Source organism: Paenibacillus cellulositrophicus (genome assembly GCF_009363095.1).
Taxonomy (GTDB): domain Bacteria; phylum Bacillota; class Bacilli; order Paenibacillales; family Paenibacillaceae; genus Paenibacillus_AQ; species Paenibacillus_AQ favisporus.
This window is the reverse complement of sequence record NZ_CP045295.1, coordinates 5821452-5840813: the sequence shown is the minus strand read 5'-3', so window position 1 is coordinate 5840813 and position 19362 is coordinate 5821452. Positions and strand designations below refer to the sequence as shown.

General features: G+C 53.1%; 16 protein-coding genes. 5 read left to right on the top strand and 11 right to left on the bottom strand.

Annotated features, from left to right (window positions below; translation table 11 throughout):
• Window positions 1–37: 37 nt before the first annotated feature.
• Window positions 38–634, top strand: a complete 597-nt coding sequence (locus GCU45_RS26630) for a GyrI-like domain-containing protein (protein WP_167527231.1) — start codon at window positions 38–40, stop codon at window positions 632–634.
• Between the two features lie 140 nt (window positions 635–774).
• On the opposite strand, the gene GCU45_RS26625 is transcribed toward GCU45_RS26630, so the two are convergent.
• From GCU45_RS26625 to GCU45_RS26575, 11 genes are all read right to left on the bottom strand, one after another.
• Window positions 775–1383: a flavin reductase family protein gene (locus GCU45_RS26625; RefSeq protein WP_152401794.1), complete on the bottom strand. Its 609-nt coding sequence runs from the start codon at window positions 1381–1383 to the stop codon at window positions 775–777.
• 21 nt (window positions 1384–1404) lie between these two features.
• A complete protein-coding gene (locus GCU45_RS26620; RefSeq protein WP_152401792.1) occupies window positions 1405–2343 on the bottom strand; it encodes a ring-cleaving dioxygenase in 939 nt (312 codons plus the stop codon).
• A 42-nt stretch (window positions 2344–2385) separates the two neighbouring features.
• Window positions 2386–2820 (bottom strand): MarR family winged helix-turn-helix transcriptional regulator, encoded by a 435-nt coding sequence (locus GCU45_RS26615; protein ID WP_089546314.1) that lies wholly within the window; start codon window positions 2818–2820, stop codon window positions 2386–2388.
• Between the two features lie 150 nt (window positions 2821–2970).
• Window positions 2971–4068, bottom strand: coding sequence for a Ger(x)C family spore germination protein (locus tag GCU45_RS26610; protein ID WP_152401790.1), 1098 nt, complete (start codon window positions 4066–4068; stop codon window positions 2971–2973).
• Window positions 4065–5150 (bottom strand): GerAB/ArcD/ProY family transporter, encoded by a 1086-nt coding sequence (locus GCU45_RS26605; protein ID WP_152401788.1) that lies wholly within the window; start codon window positions 5148–5150, stop codon window positions 4065–4067. Before GCU45_RS26605 ends, GCU45_RS26610 begins: the two co-directional genes overlap by 4 nt.
• A 10-nt stretch (window positions 5151–5160) precedes the next feature.
• Window positions 5161–6654 (bottom strand): spore germination protein, encoded by a 1494-nt coding sequence (locus tag GCU45_RS26600; protein ID WP_244364283.1) that lies wholly within the window; start codon window positions 6652–6654, stop codon window positions 5161–5163.
• A 378-nt stretch (window positions 6655–7032) separates the two neighbouring features.
• A complete protein-coding gene (locus GCU45_RS26595) occupies window positions 7033–9531 on the bottom strand; it encodes a glycosylhydrolase-like jelly roll fold domain-containing protein (RefSeq protein ID WP_152401785.1) in 2499 nt (832 codons plus the stop codon).
• Between the two features lie 336 nt (window positions 9532–9867).
• Window positions 9868–10245 (bottom strand): nuclear transport factor 2 family protein, encoded by a 378-nt coding sequence (locus GCU45_RS26590; protein ID WP_152401783.1) that lies wholly within the window; start codon window positions 10243–10245, stop codon window positions 9868–9870.
• 307 nt (window positions 10246–10552) lie between these two features.
• On the bottom strand, window positions 10553–13354 hold the full coding sequence (locus GCU45_RS26585; RefSeq protein WP_152401782.1) for a DUF8487 domain-containing protein: 2802 nt from the start codon (window positions 13352–13354) through the stop codon (window positions 10553–10555).
• A gap of 207 nt (window positions 13355–13561) precedes the next feature.
• Complete coding sequence (locus GCU45_RS26580) at window positions 13562–14497, bottom strand: NAD(P)-dependent oxidoreductase (RefSeq protein ID WP_152401780.1); 936 nt, start codon at window positions 14495–14497, stop codon at window positions 13562–13564.
• A 111-nt stretch (window positions 14498–14608) separates the two neighbouring features.
• Entirely contained in the window at window positions 14609–14974 is a 366-nt protein-coding gene (locus tag GCU45_RS26575; protein ID WP_152401778.1) for a MerR family transcriptional regulator, read from the bottom strand.
• 197 nt (window positions 14975–15171) lie between these two features.
• Here GCU45_RS26575 and GCU45_RS26570 point away from each other — a divergent pair, with 197 nt between their 5' ends.
• The 4 genes from GCU45_RS26570 to GCU45_RS26555 all read left to right on the top strand — a co-directional run bounded on the left by GCU45_RS26570 (window position 15172) and on the right by GCU45_RS26555 (window position 19332).
• Window positions 15172–16518: a cytochrome ubiquinol oxidase subunit I gene (locus GCU45_RS26570; RefSeq protein WP_152401776.1), complete on the top strand. Its 1347-nt coding sequence runs from the start codon at window positions 15172–15174 to the stop codon at window positions 16516–16518.
• Entirely contained in the window at window positions 16515–17537 is a 1023-nt protein-coding gene (locus GCU45_RS26565) for a cytochrome d ubiquinol oxidase subunit II (protein ID WP_152401774.1), read from the top strand. The genes GCU45_RS26570 and GCU45_RS26565 overlap by 4 nt, the downstream gene beginning before the upstream one ends.
• A 204-nt stretch (window positions 17538–17741) precedes the next feature.
• Window positions 17742–18359 carry a hypothetical protein gene (locus GCU45_RS26560; RefSeq protein WP_152401773.1) on the top strand — a complete coding sequence of 206 codons (618 nt, stop codon included), beginning with the start codon at window positions 17742–17744 and terminating at the stop codon, window positions 18357–18359.
• A gap of 268 nt (window positions 18360–18627) precedes the next feature.
• Complete coding sequence (locus tag GCU45_RS26555) at window positions 18628–19332, top strand: DUF421 domain-containing protein (protein WP_152401771.1); 705 nt, start codon at window positions 18628–18630, stop codon at window positions 19330–19332.
• The last annotated feature ends 30 nt before the right edge of the window (window positions 19333–19362 follow it).

Sequence of the window (19362 nt, the reverse complement as noted above, 5' to 3'; positions counted from 1 at the left end):
GTCACTGCACCTTAAACGAAAGGAGAGGCAAACATTGATGAATCTAATGATTACAGACAACAAGTATTATCACGCTCCGGATCACCCCGAACTGATTGAGCTTGAAAGCAACCTTTATCTTACCATTTCCGATCAGGGTGCCCCTGGCGGATCTGCCCACCTGGCTGCTGTACAAGCACTTCACACCTCTGCATACGGAGTCAAATCACTGATGATGAAGGAAGGCAAAGATTTTATCGTGCCGGTTCTGGAGGGGCTCTGGTGGGTGGACGGCAATAAGCCTGTTCGGGAAGTGCCAATGGAGCAATGGTATTGGAAACTGCTCATACGAGTTCCCGACTACGTGACGGAGAGCCATTGGGAGAGGACCAAAATAAATGCGATCATGGACAATCCGCTCATTCAATCTATCGTCCTAGAAACGATCAATGAGGGTAAATGCGTGCAAATGATGCATAACGGCCCCTATGATCGGGAGCAGGAAACCGTGGATTTGATTGAGGCATTTATGAAGGACCATAATCTGGTACAAAACGGGCTTCATCATGAAATTTATATTTCCGATATCATGAGCACCCCTCCGGAGAAGGCAAGGACCATTTTACGACACCCGGTAAGAAAAGGCACAACATAAACCAGAAGGTGAGCCTTGAGGTCGGATCACTTCGCTTGCCCGTAATTTGCCTAGGGAGGCGGCAATCGACGGGAAGTCAAAAATGGCGGCGCAGGGATAACCCCCTGCACCGCCATTTTATCAGTTCCATTCGAGCAAACTTACTGCGGGCGCTCAATCGTGAATATGTCCCCGATCCGCGCGTAATGGTTGCCGGCCAGCCGGCTTACCGCAGCCAGACGACGGGCGTCGATCCTACCGTTCTCGTACAAATCCTCCTGGATATGAAACTGAACGATTCGGCCGATGATGAAGTCGCATCCGTCAGAACCCGCTCCGCCCAGCTCAAGCGCTTGTTCGAGCACGCACTCCATCCGGATCTTGGCTTCGGCGACGCCCGGAACAGAGACTTTGGTGCTTTCGACTGGCGTCAATCCGGCTAATTCGATTTCGCTGTGGTTCGGAGGCAGCTTGGCTGCCGTTTCATTCACTTGCCGAACATTCTGCTCATCCACGATATGAACGACAAACTCCTGCAGGTCGCGAATGTTTCTGGCCGTATCCTTAAGCTCGCCGCCTGACCGCTGAATGGACAGGGAAATCATCGGCGGGTTACTGGACACGATGTTAAAGTAGCTGAACGGCGCTCCGTTCAATACGCCATCCTGTGATTTCGTCGTCACAAACGCGATCGGCCTGGGAATGATGCTGCCAATCAGCAGCTTGTAGTTATCCCTTTCGCTCTGGGCTTGGGGATCGATGGATATCATGCGGGTTGCCCCTCCCTTCAATTAGTCCAGTGTTCTGACTTCAAACGGAAGCAAAACCCGTTCAAGCTCAGCCCGATGAGGTTCATATTGCGCCGGCAGCATCAGCTGCTGTCCCATCGTTTCCAAAGACTCGTCATGGGCAAATCCTGGAGGATCGGTGGCAATTTCAAACAAGATTTCGCCATGCTCTTTAAAGTAGACGGCATTGAAATAGTTGCGGTCGCGTACATGCGTCACATGATAGCCGTTGTCAGCAACATAGCTTTGCCAGTCCAGCTGATCCTGATCATCTTTGGCCCGCCAGGCAATATGATGAACCGTTCCGACCCCCATCTGGCCGCGGCCTGCCGAGGCCAGCTTCAGATCGATGACGTTGCCGATATCCGCGGTAGAACGATACCGGGCCAAATCCCCTTCTTTGCCGATGAGTTCCAGACCCATCACGTTCTCCAGCAATTCCGCCGTCTGCTCCGGATGCGCAGAATACAGGGTCGCGCCTCCGAATCCTTTGATCGCAACGTCCGCAGTTACGCCGCCAAAGCTCCAGGCATTAGGCTCGCCTTCCTCCCGCTCAACGATTTCCAAATGGAGTCCGTGCGGATCGTCAAACGTCAAGTACGTTTCGCCAAAGCGCTGCGTTTTTGTAAAAGGAATCTGAAACTGTTCCAGCCGTTTTTCCCAGAAGGACATCGCACCGGCAGGAACAACATAAGAGGTGACTCCAACCTGGCCGTCGCCGATTTTGCCCTGATACGCATTTGCCCAAGGGAAGAACGTAATGATCGTTCCTGGTTTACCGCCTTCATTGCCAAAGTACAAATGATAGGTACCCGGATCGTCAAAGTTGACCGTTTTCTTTACCAGGCGAAGCCCCAATACGCCGGCATAAAAATCGACGTTTTCCTGCGGATGACCCACAATCGCTGTAATATGGTGAATTCCCATCGTTTTTTTACTCATTTTAAATTCCTCCCGTGATCTTCATTATTTTAGATAGGACGATTAAACTTGTACATGAAGCTGATGCTTGATTTTTCCGAGCAGCTGTACGAAGGTTCCCGACTCCTCTTCAGACAGTGATCCGAACAGCTGCTCCACCCGCTCCTGATGTCTCGGCATGATGGACTGCATGAACGCTTCCCCGTCGGGGGTAAGAACCAGATGGATCACCCGGCGGTCGTCAGGACACGGTACCCGTTTGAGCATGTTCTTGCGCTCCAGCTTATCGATCACATACGTCATGGATCCGCTTGACACCAAAATGCGCTGCGCCACTTCGTGGATCGTCTGCTTACCATGGAAGTAGAGGACTTCCAATACTGAAAATTCTGTAACGTGAAGGTCGGTTTTCGCCAGCTCGGCTCTAATGCATTCCTGGATTTCTTTAGAGGTCTGCATTAACGCCAGGTACGCTTTATTTTTGCATGTCGATTGCATTCGATTCCCACCCTTCAAAAACCTTAAATTCATTTGTCTTTAATTTGAGATATTTGATTATGAGACAATTCTATGCTTAAATGCGGTTGGTGTCAACCCCCTTTTTTTCGTCTTTCTGAATAACCCCTTCCCTGCCTCAGTTAGCCGCTTCTAGAGGGTTTGTCCAGAGTTGACGATGTTTAAATCGACCTTGCATTTCACGGTAAGATGAGCATACTCTTCATACCAGTCAAGTTTCTTCCAGGACGCATAACTCATACTGTTGCGCACATAAGCCCCAATCCCGATGCTGTCCACCTTGTTATCCTGCATAAACTTGATCATCTCTTCGGCTCTGCTCTCTAGATGCCTGGCTGCCTGCTGCAATAATGTATTTCGGTCCGCATCACTGTGCAGCTTCAATTTTCCGATATACTCGAGCACCGATCCGAACGCCTTAATATGAATCATCACCACGGGTTTGCCGCTCTTGTCGCGAAGAACATCGATCTTCCGGTCACTCTTTAGATAGTTGAAGGTGATCAGCTCTTTGTGCTGTCCTTCCGAGGCCAGATGGATCGTCATATCCGCATGCCGCAGATTATGTCGTAACAAAGCCAATATGTGCAAATCATCCGGTTTGATTCTGGTAATATATCTGTCCCCTCTAAACAGTCCTACGCCGGAGACCGTAATCGTATCTCCCGCGTCTTTGATGATGGGAGCGATCGGATCAATTCCGTCATCGTAATAATCCCGTATGAATTCGTACAGGGTAGCCTCAGGCACCGTTTGATACGACGCTTCCTTTTCCAGCAAAGTATAAATGTACCGGTCCGTTCGGGGGTGCTCCTTGTAATTTTTTTTAAGCAAATCATAGGCATCGCCATCAGCCAGAGTAATCTTGACTTTAGGCGGAATCGATGGATCTCGGCTCAGCGTATCCATTTGGTCCAAGAGACCGCCCTCGGCTAAAGGCAGGCTGAAGAGAAGGTTCCGCAGCTGTCCGTTAACCAGCAGCAGACTGGTTTGCCTGACCAATTTCGGTTGTGAGTCCTTACTGCTGTGGGCGATGGCTTGCAGCACTTCCCGGTCCGTCTTGGAGTTCGGATCTGCCTTGGGTACGCTCAGTCCGATTTTAAAATTATGGTCCGGCAAAAGATCATAGCTGATCGTGTGGCAAAATCCGGTTCTCTCCAATATGTGCTGATCGTCGCATCCCGTAAGCATTGCAAGGGTCAACAATAATCCGGGCCATCTTTTGTTCATGGTTGTAATTCACCTCTGCTTCGTTGAATAAGCAACAACAGGATCAAAGCAATCGGGAAGCCGAAAGCAAGACCGGTTTCGATGTAAGCTGCGTAATGCAGCCACCTCTGGGCCTCCATCAGCACCTCCGGGATAAAGGAGATCACATAACCAAACAGCATGATCAAAAAGCTTAATACGGCGTTTTTTAATTTTGGGAACATCCTTTTCCCGACCTCAACGGCAGCCCAGCTGTTCATCACCGTCGTGATCATGGTCGTAAACAAGAGAAAACCGTAAAGCAGATTTTCAATGCGTTCAATGAGCGGAAGGTGAACATACGCAAACAAGACCAGAATCGGGTATTGCAGCACCTTCAGATAGCCCAAACTGAAAAAGCCAAATGAGACAAAGGCAATGAACGCATATACGATGGTGACCAGCCCGCAGCTTATAAATGCTGTTCGCATTAGATGCGTTTTTTTGTCCGAATATGGAAAAAGCAGTATGACCAGCTCGTATCCGAGAAAAGCCGGATACACATCGAAAAACCCTTTGATTTTGTCCGGACTTCCACCTTGAAAAATGAAAGGCGTAAGCCGGGTCCACTTAAAGTCATGATAGTAAAAAAAGAACAAAAAAAGGATCCACACCGTGATGATATAAAAAACGGTCGAAACTTTGGCAATATTGTAAATTCCCTGATTAATTAATAAATAGGCGAGCACACAAAAAATAAACATAAAGATCATCGGATGGGTCGAAGGAAAAGCGATAATTTGAAAGATAAATATGTACTCCTTCGCGGCCAAACAGCCGATCGTTACCCAGAAACAGCATAAAAAAAGGTAAATCGGGTACAGAACGATTTTGGGAATCGACCTTTCCAGCGTTTCAAAGACGGAATTCCCTTTAGACAGCCGATAAACAACAGCAATGATCGCGGTGTTTAGAAATACAAAGGCCGCCATAATGAATATCGCAAGCCAACCGTTCGTTCCAAAATGCTGGGCAAGCATTCGGGGAAGGCTGAAGCTGAATACGCCGACTTGGGTCATATAGATTAATATGGTGGCGTGAAACGCAGATAACTTCTCCTTCATGAGCCGTCACCTACCTTCTGGGCTTTTGTCTTATCCGGTTTGGAGTCTTGGTTTGCGTAGGTCTTTCATCCAGGATAAAAAATGGAGCCCGGATAAACGTATCTTTCCAATCCCTAAACTTAAACGGGGCAATGGGAGTTAAATATGACGTTCCGAGGCTGAGCACTCCCCCAAGATGAATAATGATCGCGGTGAAACCGATCGCAATCCCAAAGTTCCCCCATATTCCTGCCAATACGATGATTCCGAAACGGATGATTCGAATCGAGCCGCTCATGGCATAACTGGGAATAACAAAGGAGGAGATCGCAGAGATCGCCACGGCGATAATTAAAATATTACTTGTCAGACCGGCCTGAACGGCTGCCTGCCCGATGACAATACCCCCGACGATACCGATGGTTTGCCCGATTTTCGTAGGCAGCCGTGCGCCGGCTTCCCTTAGCAGCTCGATCGTGGTTTCCATCAGCAGAGCTTCGTATAAAGGCGGAAAGGGAACTCTGCTTCTGGATTCCGTTAACGGGATCAGCAGATTTTCAGGAATCATCTCATAATGATACGTCGTGACGGACACGTAAAGGGCCGTGAAGGCTACCGTAATGATAAAGGCAACGAATCTAAGCAGGCGGATCCCTGTACCGACCATCCATCGTTGGTAGTAATCGTCCGAGGAAGAGAAAAATTCGAACACGGATGTAGGTGCGCTAAATACTGAAGGACTCCCGTCACAGAGCCCGACCACCCGCCCGGATACCAGCTTGGACGCAATCGCGTCCGGACGTTCCGACGTAATGAATTGGGGAAACACGGATTTCGGGCTGTCCTCTATGCATTGGATGAGCATCGAGGTGTCATACACGGCGTCCATTTCAATGGCTTTAATTCTGCTTATCGCCTCATGGACATAATCCATGTTTGCAATTCCTTCTATATAAAGGATAAACACATCCGTTTTGGTGACTTCCCCCACAGACAACCGGATCACTTTCAGATGTGAGCTTCGAATTCGGCTGCGAATGAGCGCCAGATTCGTTCCCGCACGTTCTGTAAAAGCATCATGGGGGCCTGTAATGACCGTCTCCGTTTCGGATTGAGTAACGGCGCGCGATTCGGGGCCAAAAACATCCACTAAATAGGCGGATTGCCCGTAAAAGATAGCTGCCTGCCCGGAAAGAATCCCTTTAACGATTTGCTTACTGTCCTCATTTTTGGAAAACTGGCTTTGCTCCAACACGCCGGATACTTCAGCTTCACCAGCTTGCAGCAGCGGGGTTAATACGTCGCGAGTCAGCTTGTCCATATCCATCATGGGACTAAAGTACACGATATCCACTTGAAGTTTGGGGTACGTTCGATGCACCAGATCGGCGCAATTGTCAAATTGCTCCAGCGTATGTTGAAGAGAGGGACTTTCGTTGTTTTCAGGATATGCCTCGACAATGGCTTCCTGCGATTTAGATTCATCCTTGAGCATGGCCTTCCATAGTTGTTTGAAAAATGACATTTGTCGGTCCCCTTGCAGCACGGTTTATGAATCTTTCTCATCATTTTCGCCATTTCGCAGAGTCCATATACTTGAGAATCGTCGTGCATCGAATGCGACCGAGGATTGCCAAATACGAAAACTCCTCTTCGGGACGGCTGCACAGAAGCTGTGCAGCCGCGGGAAGAGGAGCAGATTCTGCCGTTATTTTAAGTCAGTCTCCATCAAAGTTATGTCCCGGTTCAAACTCGAACCGCTGTGCCGCTTCGTCAAGCTGGCCGTCAAACGGGAAACGTCATCCGCTATCCCTAACAGATCAGCCTGCAGCGAAGAGTTACCTTTCATATGGTGGTTCGACAACTTGCCGTCACGAACTCAGTTCTTCCTGCCAAAGAAATCTCAATGATGCGGCACCTTCATCAGCTGTATCGGGCCAATCAACCCGGACGGGAAGGACTTCCCGTCGTAGCGGTTGGCCAGGCTGTTCGTGACGGACACACGCAGACGGTTTGTTCCGGGAAGCACCGCCGTTTCAGCAATATCAAAAACGTATGGCTTCCACATCCGGACCCCCGCCTCCCTGCCGTTCACCTCAAGCTGAACGAACTCATGGGCATCGCCAAGATCCAGCAGGAGTTCCGCCCACGCGGACGGGTCTGCGAGTTCAAGGCTCCGCTCGTAAACAACCGTTCCCGAGAAGCGGTCCATCCCTTCCCAATGAGTCCATGACGACAGCGAAGGGAGCTCCCCGGTCCATGGACCATCCACCACCTGCCAGCCTTCCGACAGGTCCTCCACCGATACGTCCCCATCCCTCTTGCTCTTCGCCGGCTCCGATCTGAAGCTCGCCCCCTGTTCATCCGAGGCCGGATCCACGGCAACGATGATGCATTCCCTGCGCTCAATACGCAAATCGACGACCTGTCCATCCTCTGTTCGATGCGTCCCAGCCGCTTCGCATTCCCCCGTCCAAGGCCGCCAATATTCCGCCGTACCGGTGTGATTGATCCGCAAGGCACCTTCGTATCCTGCTTCGCCCTCATTGACGATGACATAGAAACAGATATCGTCCTTCATCACCCGGCTGATCCGAATGCTTTTCGCAGCGGGTTCGAGCCTATGCTTCCAGCCCAGCCTGCGCTCCAGCGCTTCCGGAACCTCTTCGGCACGGCTTACCGCGATCTGGCTGATATGTGCGCTATCCTTTCCTTCAGGACTCCATTCGATGATCACCCCGCCCTGATCGGCAAACGCCCTCAGGAACTGCAGGCTGGACGGTGCAAGCCTCAGGGAATCCTCAATCAGGAGCGCTTTATACCGGTAACCGGCGATCGCAATCGTCCTGTCCTCTAACTCGCAGGAAGTGTTCAGCAGCGATTCCTCCAAGTAATTGAACTCGATCTGCTGCTCATACAGCGGCTTGACGATTTGCCAAGGCAGATGCTTGGCCCCCGCCAGTACGGCAACCTCCGCTCCGTTCACGCCGCCTGTCATCATCCAGCTCATCCGCTTGATGTACCTTGCAAACCGGCCGTACTCCGGCCACCATATGTTATGAGGTCCGACATCCGGCGGACGCTCGTCCCTTCGCTCCCCGCGGATGGAGTAATAAAAGGCATGCGGGCTGATCAGATTGACACCCCGGACGAACAGCCAGTCCAGGTACCATTTCATATTGTCGGCGCTCAGCGACCAGCCGCCTTCGATTCCACAGACGCCGAAGCATTCGTTCAGGTTTCTCCGTCTCCCCCGGTGGCGGGCGGCATCCGATGAGCACTTGCCCATGGTGCTGTGCACGCCGGTGAGCGACTTGCCGTCTTCGGGAGCAATGTACCTCCAGACGACATCCTGCCCGGGAATATGAAAATGCTCCAGCAGCCCGATGTCGTCGCTTCCCGCCGGATGACCGGTAAGGCTGATGCCGTGCGCTTCGCACCAATCGGCGATTTGCTTATAATACGTGCGCCCCAGCCGGTTGCGGACCGCCGTTTCGTAGGCTTCGCGGACCGAAGCAGCCGATTCTCCCGTCTCGAACCACAGCGCCGGCAAATCCTGCTCACGAAAGCCGCCTGCGATAAGCTCATTCAGGAAGCCGTTCGTCCATGGCTTCAGCCCCCTGATATGGCTGCGGCCGAGCAAATCCGGTTCGTCGGTGAAAAAGGCGAATACGGTCGTTCCAAAATAGCGATGCAGCCTTCGATAGTATCTTTCATGCGTTATCGCAATAAAGCTTTTTATCGCATCCGGATTCAGCAAATCGGCCGCTAAGGGAGCGTCCGGCTCGCCATCGTCCTGTCCGGGATGAACGCCGCGGATGGTTCCCCGCGATGGAGTCTCGATGAACAATAAGACCGACCAGTTCCCTTCGGCCGGCGGCGTGAACGACACGCTGTCGTTCTCACATTCGAGCACGAGTGCCGTTCCAACTTGGGCCTCACCTGCAGACGGCTTGATGACGGCTTGAACCGACACCAGCGTCTCCCCTGGGGACAGCGCGATGGGGACCCTCACGGGGCCTGATCCTTTATCGCATGGGATCTCCTGAAGCCTCAATCCGCGGCTGGCAAACGCGGGATTCTGCTGCACGACGAGTCCGCAGGCGGAGCCGGAAGGATACATCCCTTCATCATACAGAATGACCCGCATCCCCAGATCGGCGGCTTCCGATACGGCTGTTTCGACCAAGTCCATGTATTTCTCCGACAAATAAGGGATATCTCTGGGCATTCCCATCCGCGGGTGAATGACGAACCCTGCCACCTCTTTGGCATAAAAATCATGGATTTGGCGGATGATTTCCTCCTCGGTCAGGGCATCGTTCCAGAACCAAAAAGGAATAGGGCTGAATTCAGCAGGCGGATCGGCAAACTGCTGTTTAAGTTTTTCGATTTCCGTCATGAACTGCACCTCATTTTCACGTTGATCAGCAATCCATACCTGTAGAAATACGTATATGGAATTCTTTTTAGGAAGCGGTTTCAATTCAAACTACAACGATCTTACCGTCATGCATTGGAAAGGACAATATTATAATAGTGCGGAATCATATAATAATATGGACTTCAGGGCTGCGCCTCCCCAGAATATCACCTGCTGCCGGACGTGAAAATAATCAAATTTTATGATTATCCGCTGTCGTGAGTATCCCCGTGCATCCTATTCCCCAGTAAAACATAAAGCCGCCGCACCGGGCAGCATGTGCTCCAGTACGGCGGCACCTATGCCAATACCGTATTACTCGATGACCATATCCCCCTGTCCCCAGTATGCCTTCATCGAAGCGATGCTGCCTTGTTCGTCGAAGGTCATCACTTCAATGACCGGTATGGAAATGGTTTTCCCTTCAGCTGAGGTCGTAATTTGCAGCGCCATGGCTCCCGAATTGCTGTGAGATCCCCGTATGGGTCCCTCAAGCCGGATTCGGGTACTTCCATTAACCACCTTTTTGTAAAATTCAGCGATTGCGGATTTCCCTTCTACAGCCGGTGAACCGACCGGATCTTCCACGGTGGCTTCTTCCCCGAAAAGGGAAAGCACGCCTTCCACATCATCCTGATTGAAGTGGTCAATATACTGTTTCATCACGCTTTTGATCACATCTTCCTGCGGCATGGTTCCCCTCCTATGAACAGATTTTCATGGGTCATTTGCGATACTCGCCCAAATGGTATTGTATACCTCCCGTCGTCCGTATGCCAATGGAGTGCACCTTCTTCATGAAAAGCAGAGATCGGCTCACCTGAGCGGCTTAACGGTCGGAGAAATGGTCTAAGGCATTATCAGCATACAGAAAGGGGCTGCCCCATGGTCATGATGGATGACACGGTACAGCCAATACCATCCGCATAATACCGTACAGGTTCTCCCCGTGGTTCCAGCATCGTGCGGTTTGGATGGAGCCTTCCTGAAGATCGTGAGCTTACAGGATGGCCTGAAGCTCGGAAAGCGCAAGCTCAACCTGCGGATCAAAGTCTTCGGATCGTACATATTCGATCAGGCTGTGCAGGAACTGCTTGCCCTCCGGCGTACCAATCACAGCTTCCGTATTCAGCGGACAGACGAGGAGCCTGCCGGCGCCGACCCGGCACTCGAACAAGAGGCCCAGCTTATGGTTGCGCTCAAAATTGTCAATCGTCTGAACGATCGGCGACAAAGCATGGGACAGTTCGTCCAGAATGATCGGACGTGAGTGGGACGCGATGCTCCACCAAGGATACGTCGAATGCGATGCGCTTGGAAAATGCCGCAGTGCCGGATGCAAGTGATCGATCAGCAGTCCCATCGTACCGACAGGCACAGGCTTGTTCATGCTCTCCGATATCGACCGGAACATCGGGTAACACCAGAAATCCGTACAGTATGTGCCGTCTACGGCGGATTCCAGCCGGGCCGGGTCCGGCGTAAGCAGCAGAGACTCCCCCTTCGCAAGACGCGCCAGGACGCCTGGGTCCAGTGCGGTTACCCATTGTTCGGCTGATACATCGACAGTCACTCCCGCCGGGTAGAGCCAGAGCGGGTAGGTTTTACGGATATCCGTCCCGGTGATGGCGAGTGACAAGATAACCTGCGTCATTCCCGCAGGTTCCGGAACCACAAAGGAGATATCCCCGAAGTCCACGTAGTTGTCGTCTTGCGATGCTTCCACAGCCAGCGTTCCTTCGGTCAGAATCGTCCCGCCTTCTGCAACGTTCCAGACCACTTCAGCCGCGTTTAGCGGTATGCCGCGGAAATAAGCCAGCTCGACGTGCGCGTCGAAACGCTCGCCGGCTGTAAAATGATACTTGTCAAAACGCGCCAGCAGCACGGCGTCGGAGCAGAACGTCCGCCACTCCTCCGGAGTCACCAAGCCCTTGCTGTCCATAAAAGCATCCAGCACACCCACAAGCGCCGTCCCTTGGCCGCTGAAATCCTGGAGATCCAACAGCTGGAACCCTGCCAGCCGTCGGGACCGGAAAGCGGCTTCCAGCTCCTCCTTATAGCAGTCTACCGCCAGCTGCCCAGAGTTCCAAAAGTATGCTTCCGCCAAATGGCCGAGCCCCTTATCCTCGAGCCGTTTCCGGAATGTTTCGAAATTGCGGGCTTTGAGGGGACCTGTGTATTTTTCGATCTCGCCAAAATTCGGGAAGGTGGCATACTGTCCGATCTCGTGCGAAACGACCGGAATGCGGGGGATCAATTGTTCTTCTACCGCCGACGCCTGCACGGTCTTCGTACCTGTTCCGTACTGGATCTGGATGCTGTTCCGGGATCCTTCCTCCGGTCCTTTACCGAAGACGGACGGCTGGATCTGCTCGTCATAATCTTTGCGGGTGCTTGGCATGTCCGTCTGCACATGGCCCTGCGGCGCGTCACACATGGCGTAGGAGCCGCGGAAGAGACGATCCCGCGAGAAACGGACGCCGCAGAAGAAATCCTCCTCCGGGAGTATGTCCGGCACGAACTGGAAGTTGTTCGATCCTTGCGTATACAAGGGGCGGTCATCGAACGCTTTGTAAGCGGCCAGGATCTCACTGAGGCGCGACTTGCTCCCCCACAGCTCGTTCCCGAGCGACATCATGACAAAAGACGGATGATTGCCGAAGCTCTCCAGCATGGAGAACCCTTCCTGAATCAGGTATTCCTGTTCGGCAGCGTTATGGTTCGGATCGGATTCGTCGGTGACGGTTCCCCAGAACGGCAGCTCCGGCTCCATATAGATCCCCAGCAGATCGGCCGCGGTAAAAGCGGCTTCCGGCGGACAACAGGTATGGAAGCGATAATGGTTGATGCCGTACGATTTGGCAATGGTAAGCACCTGCAGCCATTCGTCAACGGTCGTCGGCGCATAGCCTGTCAGCGGGAAAATGAGGCCGTCATGCTTCCCGCGCAGAAAGGTCCGGATTCCGTTAATCGTAAACTTATCGCCGTCAGCCTGGAATGACCGCAGTCCGAATACGATTTCGGTCACGTCCAGCAGCGTTCCTTCCTCGTCTACCAGACGAAGGTTCAGCTTGTACAGGTAGGGATCGAACTCGCTCCACAGTCTGGCGTCTTCACCGAGCGGGTATGTGATAACGACCTCGAGATCATCGGAAAGGCTGAACGTATGCGCCTCCGGCCGATGCTCGGAATCGCCGTTGAATCCGGATGCTGACACGACCAGCTTGTCTGCGGAAATGCCCACGCGACGCGCCTTGACGGTGACCGACCGGCTTGCCGCATCCGGATAGACCTGGACATTTTGCAGGTAACGCTGGCCCGTAAATTGCAGCTCGATCCGTCCGGTGATGCCGTTCCAGTTCGTCTGGGTATCCGGAGATGTGAGATGGCCGCCTTTGGTAGGGTAGTTCGTGTTGTCGACACGAATAAGGATCGTATGCGTCCCTGCCGCCAGTCCTCCGGAGATCTCGTACACATGGGGGGTGCTCAGACTGTTACGGCTGCCCAATTCCTCACCGTCGATCCAAACGGTTGTCACACGCGTACGCTCCAGGTAAAGGAAGCAGGGTAACTCTACGAGTGATGCGTCCACTTCAAACGTCCGTGAAAACCAGGCATAGCCTTCAAAACGATACTCATCCGTCAGCGAGCCGATCTCTGCGGCTTCGTTCCGCTCCCCTTTTCGGGCATGGGATGTCGTGCCAGGGAGCGCCATCGTATCGGTGAACGGCGTTAGCAATCCGGACTTCTCTCCATCCAATTGGAGTTCCCAAATTCCGGCTAGATTTAATGTAGTAAGCAAATGATAACCTCCTTGAAATCGTTACGCTGTATGCAGCGTTATATGTAAGACAGACTATCGTTTTCCGGCTCTTGCCGAGTCACCGAAAACGTATTCTGAAAAATTGAATAAAGTATACCCCTAGACCTTGACGAAGGTCAATCGGCTTCTTAGATACAGTACAAAAAAGCCTGAACTCCAAATGGAGTCAGGCTTCGGTATAGCGGGTCATGTGTTCCGCACTTTTGCTGCTTTGAACGTTTCAATCAGGCTGGTAAAGCTGTTCCCGGCATATCCTTGGTCCATTCCCCGCATGAAAATCTGGAGCACGGCAGCCGGTAAAGCAGCATCAATCCCCGCATCTTCGGCTGTATGCACGACATGCTGGACGCTCGCCACACCCATGGCCAGTCTGTCCACATCGCCGGGATGCAGCCCTTCGTCAAGGCGAGGCGTATAGAACGCGATAAAGCCCGGCAGCGACGACAGGGTCGCTGAAGCATACGGCAGAAGCTGTTCCGCCGAAATGCCGTTTGCGTCAGCCAGCGCAAGCGCATGTAAATAGCTGAGCATGGATGTCCAGAACATGTCCATTTGGATCTGGTAATACACCATGGAAAGTCCGGGATCCTCTCCCCTGTAATCGGTGCCGGTCAACACCTCCAGCGTCTCCTTATAACCCTCAAACGCCTCCCTTGGCCCGCTGTAATACGTATAGGATCCGGATTGGCCGATCCCTGAAGGAGGAACCTGCACGCCGCCTGTGACGAGACGGGCGCCGCGGTCCGCTAGCCACTCCGCCGCCTTACGGGCGTTCGCCGGCGTGTCCGAGCTCAGGTTGACGATCGTTTTGCCTGCCAAGCGCTCTATGGCCGGTTCGAAAATAGCGTACATGACGTCGTAATCGGTTAGGCTGAGTATCGTGAGCTCATTCGCATCCAAAGCGCCGCCCACTGTCTCGGCCTGGACGGCACCTTGCCGGACAAGCTCTTCCACCTTGCCGGGGGTCCGGTTCCACAAGGTCACGGCATAGCCGCGGTCAAGCAGCACGCGCGCCATCGCCTGTCCCATCGGGCCGAGTCCGATGAGGGTGACTGATTTGGAATGGCCGGCCGCATACGAATCACCAGCTTGAAGATTGTCATTTGGAAAACCTGTATTCATAGGTAAAGCTCCCTTCATCACGAGATTAAGCCCATCATAAAGGTTTACACTAGTGTCAATGTCAACATAAAAAAACCGGAGCATGCTTCCGCCGCTCCAGTGCTGTTTTGGCTATACGATGTTCTTTTTCCCGTTGGTGAGGGCGATTTGTCTTTCCAGTAATGTTTTCAGCCCCTGCAAGGCTTCGATCTGCTCATTTACCTGCTGCAGCTTTCCCTCATACGTGGCCAGCATCTCCTCGCAATATTCATAACCGTCAGGATCGGCCACTTCCGTTCTGAATAACGCTTTGATCTCTTCAACCGTCAATCCCAGCTTCAAGTACAGCTGGATCGCCTTGACCCGCCCGACAGCCGATTCAGGGAAATCCCGGTAATCGTTATCCAATCTGTCGGCGATGAGAAGACCTTGATTTTCGTAATGACGGATCGAGCGGGCACTGACATGGGTTAATTGCGACAATTCGCTGATTTTCACTCCGGGCCGCCCCTTTCCTAGTCATCTTATCTTCATTATACAGTCAGGATGGATACACCCACAATCCATTGTCCCCGCCCGCTTACTCTCTGTTCCGGCCGCTTTACGCTCTTGGCGTTATTTATCTGTGCAGGAATACTTTGGATAACCTTGGTTCACAATAAGATGCGACTTTACGCTCAGAACGGAGGCTTCTTATGGATAACGTTATGCTTGCACGGTCACTGTTCGGATCGTCCATGGCGTTTCATATCATCTTTGCGACACTCGGGGTAGGCATCCCCTTCATGATCGTGATCGCGGAAGTTTTGTACCAGGTGAAAAAGGATAAGGACTACGCCACGCTCGCCAAACGCTGGACCAAAGGCCTCGCCATTCTCCTTGGCGTCGCCATTCCGTCGGGAACCCTGGTCGGCGTGATGCTGTCCCTCTTGTGGCCCGGCTTTATGGAAATCGTCGGCCAAGTGATCGCGCTTCCCTTCCAGATTGAGATCTGGGCATTTTTCCTCGAGGCGCTGTTCATGTCCATCTACGTCTACGCGGCGGATCGGCTTCCGCCAACCCTGCGGATTCTGAGTGTCATCTTTGTTGCGATCGGATCCAGCATGTCCGCTGTGCTCATTACCGACGCCCACGCCTGGATGAATACGCCCAGCGGCTTCCGGATGGAAAACGGCCGGGTGTTTGACGTCCATCCATGGGCGGCCGTGTTCAACCCGAGCCTGCCGACGACGGCCATGCATGTCCTGCTGTCGGCCTATATGACCGGGGCGTTTGCGGTCGCTTCGGTAGCTGCCTATAAGCTGCTAAAACGCGGATCGTCGGAACGCGAGCGGTCCTATCACCAGAAGAGCCTGTTCCTTGGACTGCTCATCGGCGGGATCATTTCGCTCATGACGGCGCTTAGCGGCCACGAAACCGCGCAAATGCTGCATGAGCATCAGCCCGAAAAGCTGGCGGCGGCCGAGGGACTCTTTGAGACCCAAGCCTATGCGCCGCTCGCGATCGGCGGTGTCACTGATAAAGAAACCCGCAGTATTAAAGGTGCCATCGAAATTCCGTGGGCGCTCAGCTTTCTGGCGGGCAACCGGTTCGACACGGTGGTGAAAGGATTGAACGATTTTCCGGAGGATCAGTGGCCTCCGCTGATCATTCATACGCTGTTCAACGTCATGGTCGGGATCGGCACGCTGCTGATCCTCGCATCGGCCTTTACGGTCGGTCTGCGGCTGCTGACCAAGCGCCCCTATCCGAGGTGGCTGCTGTCCGCCCTGCTGCTGGCCGGCCCGCTGTCCATGATCGGCATTGAAACGGGCTGGGTGTTCAGCTGTACGGGGCGTCAGCCGTGGACGATCTACCATATGCAGACGACGGCGTCGGCCGCGACGAAGGCGCAGCATCTCGGTTCGCTGTTTGTCCTTTTCCTCGGCCTGTATGTTTTTCTGCTCATCGTCACAGCCGTGGTGATGTACTACTATTTCAAACGGCATCCGGTCACCTTCGACGGGGTGGAGGGCGTGAACGGAGAGGGGAGAAGCCTATGAGCGACACGCAGCTTGCGATCACCATTCTCTGGTGCTTTATTTTCATCTATTCCATCGCCGGTTCCATCGACTTCGGCGCAGGCTTCTGGTCCATGGTGTTCAGCAGACGGAATCCGCATGCGGCCGACATCGCGAATCGCTTCCTGTCCCCTTCCTGGGAAGTCACCAACGTCTTCCTCGTCCTGCTCGTGGTCGCGCTGGTCGGCTTTTTTCCCCGGGCCGCTTATGTCCTGGGCACGCTCCTGCTCGTGCCAGTGAGCCTGGTGCTCGTCCTGCTGCTGTTTCGGAGCGCGTTCATCGTCTATTCGTACTCTGTCCAGAAGCATGAACTGGCGCTCCGGATCGTGTCCGGCGTCACCGGACTGCTGATCCCCGGTCTGCTCGTCAGCGTGCTGCCGATTTCGCTCGGCGGATTTATTCACATGAGCCAGGGGTTTCCCCAGCTCGAGTTCGGGAAGCTGCTGACCAGCGCCACGCTGTACGCCCACGTCGGCTTCGGCATTCTGACCGAGCTGTTCCTGTCCGCCTTGTTCCTGTCCGACTACGGCCGGGAAGCCGGCGACGAGCAGGTCTCGCAGCACTACCGCTCGATCGCGGTCGTTCTGGGGCCGCTGGCGCTGGCGATGGCCGTCCTGGCGACGTTTACGATGGTTCCGGAAGCGTTATGGATCGTAGCCCGAATGCAGGAGCAGTCGATGTGGTTCTTGCTGTCGGTCGTCGCTTTTGCCATCGGGTACGGTGCACTGTGGATCCGCCGGAATAACGGCAGAAAAGGCTGGCTGCGCCTGTCCGTCGTCGCCGTGATTCTGCAGTTTGCCCTGGCGAGCTACGCCTACGGGAGAGCGCATATGCCCTATATCGTCCACCCCGACCTGACAGTGGAGGCCGGTTTTACGAACCACTCGATGTTCGTGTCGCTGCTCTGGGGCTACGGCTTCGGCACCGTCATTCTGCTGCCGGCGTTTATTTTGTTCTGGTGGTTATTCCTGAAGGACAAGCGGTATTTGCGGACAAAATAATACGACCTGCAGAAGCTGACCGGCGCCCATTGCCGGTCGGCTTCTTTTGCATGGCATACTGCCGAAACATGGCGGCGTTGGAGCATAGGGAAATTGATGACAACTGTCATATCAAAGTCATGACAACCGTGAATACCGGGGGGTTCGGTCCTTTTGATATGATGAATCCAGTGAAGATCATATCCATTCGGAGGAGTTAACATTATGAAAAAACCATCTGGCACCATCCATAGTTCCGCCATACGCGGAACGGCAAGCGGCGTTTTTTTTATGGCCTTATTCGGTACGCTGTGGGCGTATACCGGCATCATGGGATTGCAGGAGTTCGCAGCTCCTTTGTGGTTAGCCGCAGCTGTCGCCATTGGGGTTGTGCTGTTCAGCGGAGGTGCCTCGCTGATCCGTGGGTCGCGGAAGATCAAGGATCAAAGCGCAGTAGCTGATGCAAGGCCCGGCAAACGGATCGCCATCCGTTTCAATATCGTCTTTGCGGCAGAGGGTGCCGCGATCGCCATTGCGGTTGCCGTCTGTAATGCCGCCGACCGCACGGCGTTGATCCCCATCGTCACCGCTCTGATTGTCGGAATTCACTTTTTTCCGCTAGCCTCTTTGTTCCGGGTCAAGTTTTATCATCTAACCGGGGCGTTACTGTGTCTGCTCGCGCTCGCAACGCTGTTGTTCCTGCCTGTGGAGGCCAGCTTTGGCGCGGCTCACATCAATACTTATATGTCCGTAGTCGGCCTTGGGTCCGCCCTGATCCTGTGGGGTACCGGCACTGCCATATGGTTCATGGGAAAAAGATTGCTGACGATAAGCAAACTGTAACATCTCTCTTTCATTCCGCCACTCGCCGCATTAGAAAACGTCGATCGACGAATCTTCAAGGAAACCAGGGTGCACTTAGCGGAAGCTTTCCTTGCGATATCGGAAATCCAAGTCTCAGATGCACAGACTTATCCTTAATCCAGGAACCGGCCAAATGCCGGTTCTTTTGTGTTACCGTCCTGCTTGAAACGTAGATAGTAAATATCGGGCGCAATATGGGCATACATAGAATGTATTCCAAAATAGAAACCGCTGCGAGGTTAATCATATGCCGGAAATTCATTTAGGGCCCGTAACCCTCAAACTAATCGTCGGATTTTTTTTATTGTTCGTGATCGTGAGATTTGCCGGAAGAAAAATCATCAAACAAATTACCCCCTTCACCTTCATCGCCTCCATCGTGTTTGGAGAACTGCTCGGAAACGCCTTGTATGAACCGAAAGTCGGGCTGTCTTATATCATCTATTCCATCTGCCTGTGGGGAGTGCTGCTTGTCATTATCGAATACCTGGGGCAAAAATCGCTGTTTTTCCGGGGGATATTTGAGGGCAAGCCTTCTGCATTGATCAAAAACGGCGTCCTGGATCTTCAGGCGCTGAAGAAAAACCGGATGAACATAAACCAGCTGCAAAGCTTGCTCCGCCAAAGCGAAACCTTCTCGATTCGGGAGGTCGCCTTCTGCTATTTGGAGGCCGACGGCTCCCTCAGCATTTTAAAAAAGTCCCGGTATCAGAAAACGACCGGGGAGGACTTGAAACTGCCGGACAAACCGGTGTACGTTCCCGTAACGATTATCCGCGACGGGAAGGTGTTATGGGACGAAATTAAGGATCTCGGATTTGACGAATCCTGGTTGAGAGCACAGCTGGAACCGTATCACATAACCGATTATAAAGACGTTCTGATCGCCGAATGGCAGGAAGGGGACGGTATTTACGTCCAGACTTATGACAAAGACGCTAGCGGCAGGTAGGAGCTGGGGTTCCATCATTCGATTTACCAA

What these genes read in the sequence shown, in the direction of transcription:
- GCU45_RS26565 (WP_152401774.1), top strand. Translation starts at nt 16,515, where the DNA reads ATGAGCGACACGCAGCTTGCGATCACCATTCTCTGGTGCTTTATTTTC.
- GCU45_RS26630 (WP_167527231.1), top strand. Translation starts at nt 38, where the DNA reads ATGAATCTAATGATTACAGACAACAAGTATTATCACGCTCCGGATCAC.
- GCU45_RS26600 (WP_244364283.1), bottom strand. Translation starts at nt 6,654, where the DNA reads ATGTCATTTTTCAAACAACTATGGAAGGCCATGCTCAAGGATGAATCT.
- GCU45_RS26555 (WP_152401771.1), top strand. Translation starts at nt 18,628, where the DNA reads ATGCCGGAAATTCATTTAGGGCCCGTAACCCTCAAACTAATCGTCGGA.
- GCU45_RS26610 (WP_152401790.1), bottom strand. Translation starts at nt 4,068, where the DNA reads ATGAACAAAAGATGGCCCGGATTATTGTTGACCCTTGCAATGCTTACG.
- GCU45_RS26620 (WP_152401792.1), bottom strand. Translation starts at nt 2,343, where the DNA reads ATGAGTAAAAAAACGATGGGAATTCACCATATTACAGCGATTGTGGGT.
- GCU45_RS26625 (WP_152401794.1), bottom strand. Translation starts at nt 1,383, where the DNA reads ATGATATCCATCGATCCCCAAGCCCAGAGCGAAAGGGATAACTACAAG.
- GCU45_RS26570 (WP_152401776.1), top strand. Translation starts at nt 15,172, where the DNA reads ATGGATAACGTTATGCTTGCACGGTCACTGTTCGGATCGTCCATGGCG.
- GCU45_RS26605 (WP_152401788.1), bottom strand. Translation starts at nt 5,150, where the DNA reads ATGAAGGAGAAGTTATCTGCGTTTCACGCCACCATATTAATCTATATG.
- GCU45_RS26590 (WP_152401783.1), bottom strand. Translation starts at nt 10,245, where the DNA reads ATGCCGCAGGAAGATGTGATCAAAAGCGTGATGAAACAGTATATTGAC.
- GCU45_RS26595 (WP_152401785.1), bottom strand. Translation starts at nt 9,531, where the DNA reads ATGACGGAAATCGAAAAACTTAAACAGCAGTTTGCCGATCCGCCTGCT.
- GCU45_RS26580 (WP_152401780.1), bottom strand. Translation starts at nt 14,497, where the DNA reads ATGAATACAGGTTTTCCAAATGACAATCTTCAAGCTGGTGATTCGTAT.
- GCU45_RS26615 (WP_089546314.1), bottom strand. Translation starts at nt 2,820, where the DNA reads ATGCAATCGACATGCAAAAATAAAGCGTACCTGGCGTTAATGCAGACC.
- GCU45_RS26560 (WP_152401773.1), top strand. Translation starts at nt 17,742, where the DNA reads ATGAAAAAACCATCTGGCACCATCCATAGTTCCGCCATACGCGGAACG.